Here is a 7,330-nt window from a genome sequence, read left to right as displayed (position 1 = left end):
CCTTGCCGGGATGGGGCCGTTCGTCGTTTCGGGTACGGCGTAGGTTGCTTCTCCACCCCGACTCTCATGAGCCGGCCAAGCCCCTGTTGTCGGGCCTCGTTAATCAGGCGTCAACCGTAGCGGTACACGCTCCGGGACCGACCCTGGATCGGTCCCGGAGCGTGTACCGGGACATCCGCCGGGCCCGACCCGGAGCACGTACCGGCATGGATGACGTAGTCTGGTTAACGTACGAGCAGATCGCGGAGCGCCTCGGTATCGAGCGTGAAAGCGCACGTCAGCAGGTTAAGCGGAAGCGTTGGGCACGCCAGCCGGGCAACGATGGCAAGGTGCGGATCGGGGTACCGGTCGACGTCCTCGACAATCAGACCGACACCGGTTCGACCCCTGGTACGGAACCTCCTGATGCTCCGGCGCAGGTGCCAGATACTGACCCGGTACAGCCGGTGGTACCTGTCCCGGACGTGACGACGGTGCTGACCCGGCACATTGAGCGTCTTGAAGCACAGCTAGAAGTGGCCCTGACCCGGGCCTCAGACCGCGACTCAGTTGCCACAACGCGTGACGTGCTCAGCGTTCAGGTCGAGGCTCTACAAGCTGCTCTCGTCGCGGCAGAGCGCGACCGAGACCGTTGGCATGGAGTCGCGACACGTATTCCAGAACGGGTAGCGCCACTGTCTTGGTGGCGCCGACTAGCTGGTTAAGCCCATGGCAGAGACACATAGAAGTTTCTGGTGATGGCGAAGGCTTCCTCGAAAGGCGGAAGCTCGCCCTCCAACTCAGCCTCAAGGCTACCCCACTCAGAGGCTGCGCGTCGAGCAATCTCAGGATTGTCCATGGAGGTAATCGAGGGGGTGATCCCCCGGGCAGCAGATTTCTCGATGAGAGCCATCAGAATTTTGGCTCGCATTTCGTCGGTAACAGGCTGATCTACGGTCCTCGCGAGCCAAGCGAGATCGAACACGTCTTGGCGTCGTGCTCGATTGCGATCAGGTTGCTGGAGAAGAGCACGAAACTTCTCGGCAACGACGTCTTCAAATGCATACGTGCGAATGAAAAGATCAGGTTTTCCAAGCGTCGCTTCGGTCGTGTTTAAAACTGGTTCCCTAAACGAGAGGTCTACTTGAAGAACATTGGTAGACTGGCCTTCGAGAAGCCTTTTCTCCTCGTTTGTACCCCGTCGAGCATACCCGATGGTGAGACTGAGGGCTGGTCCCATCGCCTCCTCGAACATCTCTGGTCGAGGCTGACGCTTTATCCGCTGGATCTGGCAGAATAGATCTGCATAACCTAGCGTCGCCGCAGCACGTGCAAGGGCTGGATTGAGACGCATCTTCAATTGGGATGCAAACGGCTCTGGATCGTCTGTAACTGTGAAATCTACGTCCTGAGTGCCGCGTGGACTACCAAAACCGAGCATCATCAGCGCCCCTCCTTTGAGGAGCATTGCCTCTCTCAGTTTGGGAGTCAGACCTATAGCGGAGAGTAGTATGTGAGTGACTTGACGACGCCTGTGGCCAACTGGATCAGTTCGAGCAGCTTCAACCCAGGATATAATAGGCAAATCGAGGGGAACAACATCAGCAGGGGGTGTAGACACCTGAGGCTCTCAGATATTGAGGGAGATCATCCAATCCTCTGAGAACACAGCCTCATAGGGACTCGATGGGTCAAGCTTACGTGAGCCGCCACGTTGCGCGAAACGTTTCCAGCTTTCAATGCGGGGGTCGTAGACACCTATGCGTTCTGAAAGGATGTAGCCGGCCCGTATCCTGATGATATCTGTTGGAGCGTCCTCGACAGCAGAAACTATAGCGTCGAGGTATATGTCAGAATGGTTTTCCCATGTCTCTATAACATGGTTCATTCCACCACAAAGTTCTGGATTGTCCAGCATCTGGACAAACAAATCACCAATTTCTATTAGACGAGCGAAACTCTCCGCAATCTTTTGCGAACGGTAATTTCGCGTAGTGTGGTGCATCCTGGTAGATCGACCACGTAACCGGTCTGGTATGTCGACCGCTTGCAAGGGTTTAAAGTAAGTCAGTTCCGCACTACGAAGATCAAATCCGTAGTCATTCATCATTACTTCGTCGCGACGTCGGGCCCAGATTTTTGGTCCGGGTGTCGCGAGCGTTAGAACCGTAGGCTGGCGAACAGTTAAACCGTATCGCTGCATAGCGGAGAGATGGGCTACGAAGGCGAAGGGATCGACGAGGCAAGCAATATCCTCGGCTGGCGCATCGGGTATGTCCGAAACGCGGAAGACTCGGATGCGGGTGTCCTGCACATAGAAAGTGCCGAAGTCGGGATCCGGGCGCAGGAGACGCTCTGCGCCGAGTTCATAGACAACCTTGCCATACTGGGAAGCGCCGGGCGCACTCACCCTACGGACAACCTTGACTGGATAGCTATCAGGGTTCTCGTAAATGTCCCAGATAAGGCGGAATAGCTCATAGCTGGTCACTACGGGCTGACTACGCTCACGAAGCGCTTCAATAACCGCAATAGACAATCGCGAAAGCGAACCCACAGCACCTCAATGGTGGCATCACATGTCCTAAGGACATGTGATGCCACCATACAGCTTTGTCAAGGTGCTTCGCATCGGAATAAGTGATTGAAACCCCTTGACGATTTTTGATCGATCTGGTATCGCCTACGGCTTGTCCTCAGGACAAGCCGTAGGCGATACTGAGAAGTTGACGGTTTCCCCTGTCCTTACAATGACTTGTGGTATGTGCCTATGAGCCCTTCCTGATGCTGTGCGTTCACGGATTTTCGTAGGCAGCGATCAAGACGCGAGTTCGGGAGGTACGTCCCTCAGATACTGCGTATGCACTACGACGGGCTCATTTGGGCTCCACGGGTTCGCAACGAGGATCGCCTCACTGCCGCGTGCTGGCACTGTAGCTGCTACATCGAACTGGTAGGGGACTGGCTGCGCCGGGATGCCTTGCACTAGAGCGACCCCAGGCGGAACCGTCAGCTTCAACTTCAAATCCAGGTAGCCGGGCCGTCCCCGATTGGGCTCGTAGGTTCCGTCATAGGTGACACCACCGTCGCTTCCGAAGACGCGACCGGACATGAGAACCAAGGCACCGATGCCTGCGCCTGCGCTCCCTTGGAACGCGAATGAATAGAGACCTTCCACGCGAGTAGTTCCTTCTGTGAGGCGACCGAACTCCTGCACCTGAAGTGCGCGAGGCAGCGACAGTAGCAGGCTGAGATATGCCGCGACCGGTCCCGGCACGTCCCGTTCCCCCTGAAACCAGAGGTTCACGCCGCGAGGCGTGACCCTCAGAAGCCGAGCCAGATCGGCCTGAGTGATTCCAAGGGAAGTAAGGGCGGTTCGGAGATCGCTCGCATCCATACCCGCTATTATAGAACGATCTGTCTATTCTGCAATGGACATTGTTCTATAAGAGCGCGGTTTCGCAGGTATCTCCCACTCAGCCTCAGGCCGGCGGACCGCTTCGCCCATGAGAATAAATTCTTCTAATACCTAGAGGCATTGAGGGATCAGCAGCAATGGCGGCGGCTTTGGGATCATCATGCAGTTCCACGGCTTCGTAGCCAACAAGGAATTCAATCCCAGACTCTTCAAATGCTCGTTGGAGCGCGCCCCAGGTAGGGGTGCGGATGTCCTCGATACTTCTCTCAGCACGCTGCACGGTCTCGACCGACACATCGGCCTTCTGAGCCAGATCTCGAACGGACCATCGCAAGGCGGCGCGGGCCATCCTGACCTGAACGGGTGTGATCGACATGATGCCTCCTATTTCCTGAAAGCATTACATATCACGGATTTCCACCAAAAAAGCTGGATTCAGAAAATTTCCTGGAAAGGCATATGAATCCCGGAAACCAGAGTGTATCATTTATTGCAACGAACGTAGCAGTTCCTGATCCGAGGCAGCAGGCTGGTGATGGCGAGTGGCACCTACGTCCCGTACCTGCGGGTCTCGACGCTCTCGCAAGGAGCTTCGGGACTGGGTCTTGATGCTCAGCGTGAGACGATCCGCACCTTCTTGGCCGGGTCTGAGTTCAGGCTGGCCCCTGAGGTCGTCGAGACGGAGAGTGGTCGCTCCAGCACTCGACCGGCTCTGAACAGGGCACTGGCTCAATGCCGGGCTATGGGCGCCACGTTGATCGTTGCCAACGTCTCGCGTTTGACGAGATCGGTCGCGTTCCTGTCGCGCCTTCTGGAGGCTGGGGTCGAGGTCCGCTTCTGCGATTTGCCTCAGATTGAAGGGCCGACCGGCCGCTTCCTGCTCACCCAAATGGTGTCTGTTGCGGAGCTAGAGGCTGGAATGGTGGGAGACCGAACACGTAAGGCACTTGCTGCCGCCAAGGCGCGTGGCACCAGCCTTGGTGGTCGACGCTCGAACTCGGCTGAGATCCACAAGACGGGCGCTGCGGCAAGCCGCGCTGCGCGCTCCACCAAGGCGATCAAGAGGGCCGAGGACATCGCGCCGACCATCCGTGAGATCCAAGGGGAGGCTCAGGGTGCGAGCCGAGCTTCGCTGCGGCAACTGGCGGCCGAGTTGACCCGTCGAGGGATCAAGACCCCACGTGGATCTACGACCTGGAGTGCCACCCAGGTCAAACGTATCCTTGAGCGAGCAAGCGGAGGATCCACAACGATGCCGTAGCAAATAAATACCCTCATGCGCCTCGTCGAGATCATTGAAGAAGATACCCAGGACGGTATCGTCGAGCCCCTAGGCACCTCGAAAGTCCGTCCGAACAGCTACCAAACTCCTCCTCAGAAGCGAGCCCCGTATCAGAACGGGAGCAATTCGCGGTGGCAAACACCTACTCGGAGACCTTCAGCCCGCTCGAAACAATGACCGGAGCGTAACCTCACCAGCGCCGTAGTGCGAGGAAGTCGCGCAGTTCATCTCCATCGGACGTGTTCTCGAACTCGAACACGACACAATCTACGTCTTCAAGACCCCTCCTTTCAAGCACACGTCGACGCCACTTGGACTTCGTCTGTAATTGGCATCGATTTTCCACAATAATTCTTCGGTAATCCGATACTATATCGTTCATATCTACTTTCATAGCAACGCTGTCTACGCCAGTAAATGTATGTCGATTGATTATTTCTTGAACTTCTAGATCTCCATTCAGGAGACTTCTTACGTACTCGATAAAGTTACTCATGATTTCCAGTAATAATAGTCTATAGGTAAAACACTAAATGAACATACAAATGGAAGAACATCAAGCTCTTTTTCTTTCTCGTATAAGTCGTTATTCTTCTCGTTAGTAGCAATTATACCTTCGCCAGCAAGCACTTCTACACGCTTCTTCTTGATGGAGATCCGCGTCGACTGGTGCCCTCTGGACCACCTGTATAGCCATTCATAGTACAATCCAAGCCAAGCTGTTTCCCACTCTCGGCTATCCACCACTCCTTCTTCAAAATCATAGTAATCGGTCGTGCAAACATGCTTCATTGAATAGTTGAGTATTACAGACAAGTTGTCTTCTACGGTATTTTTCTTATCAAAAATTCTAAGATTGACCTGATTGTGACCGGGCCACTGTTTCTCAAATGCTGCTCGAACTTCTCCGAGGCCGAGCAGTGATCCGAACCGCACCACGCCATGCAGCGACGGCAGCCAGACCACGCCGTCCTGGCCGTCGAAGATCGGCGTGAACTCAGCGACCTGCGCACGTTTGTCAGGACCTAGGCGCGCGTAGTCCGCTGCATCGAAGGCATCGGTTTCCAGCCACAGCAGCACCTCGACCGAATCCCACGCGCGGGAGGATCGACGTCGACCATCGACCAGATTTCGCAGGTCTTTTCGCGCCTTGGACATGACCCGCCCGATCTCGTCGACGTCTCGGACAGCACCAAGAGTCAGCGACACGAACGCCATCTCTTGGTTCGAGGATGCCTCGAACCGCGTGACGGCTTGTCTTCGTTGGTTGGCGATGTAGCGGTCACGACACGCAGGACACGCCACGGTCCGGCACGTGTAGCGATACCCCCACTTCGGGCCGCCGCATTTTCGCAGGCGCGAGACGAGCGCCAGGGCGGCTCGCGAAGTCGACGACCGGAACCGTAGGCTGGATTTCAGACGGCCGAAGCGATGGCGGTGTTGTGTGCAGTGTTGTTGACGGGGCATGGGGACAGGGAACCAAGACAGAGCCGCATCCTGCCGGAGGCCGGCCGCGGGTGTCACTATTTACGTGCCCACGCACGTGGCACCGGCCATGCTCCTGCGAGCACGGTGCTGATCTGCGGAAGCTCTCAAAGAACACCACGAGATCCCGTCGACTGGTGCCGCTCAGCCCTTCATGACGATTCCCCCGGTGACCGCCTTGGGCACCGAGGTTGGTGAGATGCCCGTTCGGCAGCCTTTTTCGACGAGGTCGCTGGCTGCGACGGTGCCGGACTAGATCTACCTGTATGTGATGTGGCTGCGAATTTGACCCCTGTCGCTCTGTGATAGGCTGGGTTGCGGCGTGCGAGGCGAAGCCATGCGATCCACTCAGGAGCCGTGATGTCGACGATGTTCGCGTCGTGTCGCGCACCGGGTCGTGGACGGAACTTGATCGTCACGTGACCTAGCTTGCGAGCGCGGCGTAGCGCTGCCTTGGCCGTGCTTGGGCTGACACCAGCCACAGCCGAGATGTGGGCGATGGTCATTCGGCAGTCGCCGCGTCGGGCCACTTCAGCCGCTACGACAGCCAGAGCAGCCACTTCCCCAAGAGTGTATTGGCACGCGATCTGCGGCGGTAGGCGGCCTGATGCTGCCCATCGACGGCGCCGCTCCATCGAGGCACCCGTCCTGGGTCTCGATCCCACCTGACGCCGAGGCGGCGGCGCCACGGCTGCTACAGCCCTCCTGGCCGCAACCGCCGCATCGAGACCCTCTAGGTCCGCGTCGGTGATCTGCTGCGCTTGGTAGGCCGCATAGATCGCCTGGACGATGCCGGGCAGACGATCTCTTGGTGCGCGCTCGATGGCAGCGCGTAATTGGTCTGCGTACACGTTCGGCCCTTTCGGGCCGTACCGGGGAAACGACGATCCACACCGCGACCCGCATCGGGTAGGCTTCGTTCGAATTTCGTCGAACGAATTTTTGCCGAGCGGGAGCGCTCACCCGATTGACGTATCGGGTGTTGGGAAGGCATCTTACGGACTGTGGGGTGCCGCAAGCGCCTATTGGACGGTCTCATCCTTGCCGGGATGGGGCCGTTCGTCGTTTCGGGTACGGCGTAGGTTGCTTCTCCACCCCGACTCTCATGAGCCGGCCAAGCCCCTGTTGTCGGGCCTCGTTAATCAGGCGTCAACCGTAGCGGTACA

The 7,330-nt window shown here is 57.3% G+C and carries 6 protein-coding genes; 2 read left to right on the top strand and 4 right to left on the bottom strand.

Annotation, left to right across the window (positions count from 1 at the left end):
• The first annotated feature begins 206 nt into the window (after positions 1-206).
• Positions 207-704 (top strand): hypothetical protein, encoded by a 498-nt coding sequence (locus tag ACLBXP_RS25165; protein WP_447670577.1) that lies wholly within the window; start codon positions 207-209, stop codon positions 702-704.
• Here the strand turns inward: ACLBXP_RS25165 and ACLBXP_RS25160 are convergent.
• From ACLBXP_RS25160 to ACLBXP_RS25150, 3 genes are all read right to left on the bottom strand, one after another.
• Entirely contained in the window at positions 701-1,600 is a 900-nt protein-coding gene (locus tag ACLBXP_RS25160) for a nucleotidyl transferase AbiEii/AbiGii toxin family protein (RefSeq protein WP_447670576.1), read from the bottom strand. The genes ACLBXP_RS25165 and ACLBXP_RS25160 overlap by 4 nt on opposite strands.
• Positions 1,601-1,609: 9 nt before the next feature.
• Positions 1,610-2,470 (bottom strand): hypothetical protein, encoded by an 861-nt coding sequence (locus ACLBXP_RS25155; protein WP_447670575.1) that lies wholly within the window; start codon positions 2,468-2,470, stop codon positions 1,610-1,612.
• 991 nt (positions 2,471-3,461) lie between these two features.
• Positions 3,462-3,773, bottom strand: a complete 312-nt coding sequence (locus ACLBXP_RS25150; protein ID WP_447670574.1) for a helix-turn-helix domain-containing protein — start codon at positions 3,771-3,773, stop codon at positions 3,462-3,464.
• 159 nt (positions 3,774-3,932) lie between these two features.
• On the opposite strand from ACLBXP_RS25150, the gene ACLBXP_RS25145 reads away from it, so the two are divergent.
• Positions 3,933-4,658: a recombinase family protein gene (locus ACLBXP_RS25145; protein ID WP_447670573.1), complete on the top strand. Its 726-nt coding sequence runs from the start codon at positions 3,933-3,935 to the stop codon at positions 4,656-4,658.
• 513 nt (positions 4,659-5,171) lie between these two features.
• On the opposite strand, the gene ACLBXP_RS25140 is transcribed toward ACLBXP_RS25145, so the two are convergent.
• A complete protein-coding gene (locus ACLBXP_RS25140) occupies positions 5,172-5,897 on the bottom strand; it encodes a hypothetical protein (protein ID WP_447670572.1) in 726 nt (241 codons plus the stop codon).
• Between the last annotated feature and the right edge of the window lie 1,433 nt (positions 5,898-7,330).

Source organism: Methylobacterium sp. A54F (assembly GCF_053346035.1).
The sequence above is the reverse complement of the archived record's forward strand: the minus strand, read 5'-3'. Positions and strand labels throughout refer to the sequence as shown.

Coding starts and splice junctions, on each gene's coding strand:
- ACLBXP_RS25165 (WP_447670577.1), top strand. CDS start 207: ATGGATGACGTAGTCTGGTTAACGTACGAGCAGATCGCGGAGCGCCTC.
- ACLBXP_RS25150 (WP_447670574.1), bottom strand. CDS start 3,773: ATGTCGATCACACCCGTTCAGGTCAGGATGGCCCGCGCCGCCTTGCGA.
- ACLBXP_RS25145 (WP_447670573.1), top strand. CDS start 3,933: ATGGCGAGTGGCACCTACGTCCCGTACCTGCGGGTCTCGACGCTCTCG.
- ACLBXP_RS25140 (WP_447670572.1), bottom strand. CDS start 5,897: ATGGCGTTCGTGTCGCTGACTCTTGGTGCTGTCCGAGACGTCGACGAG.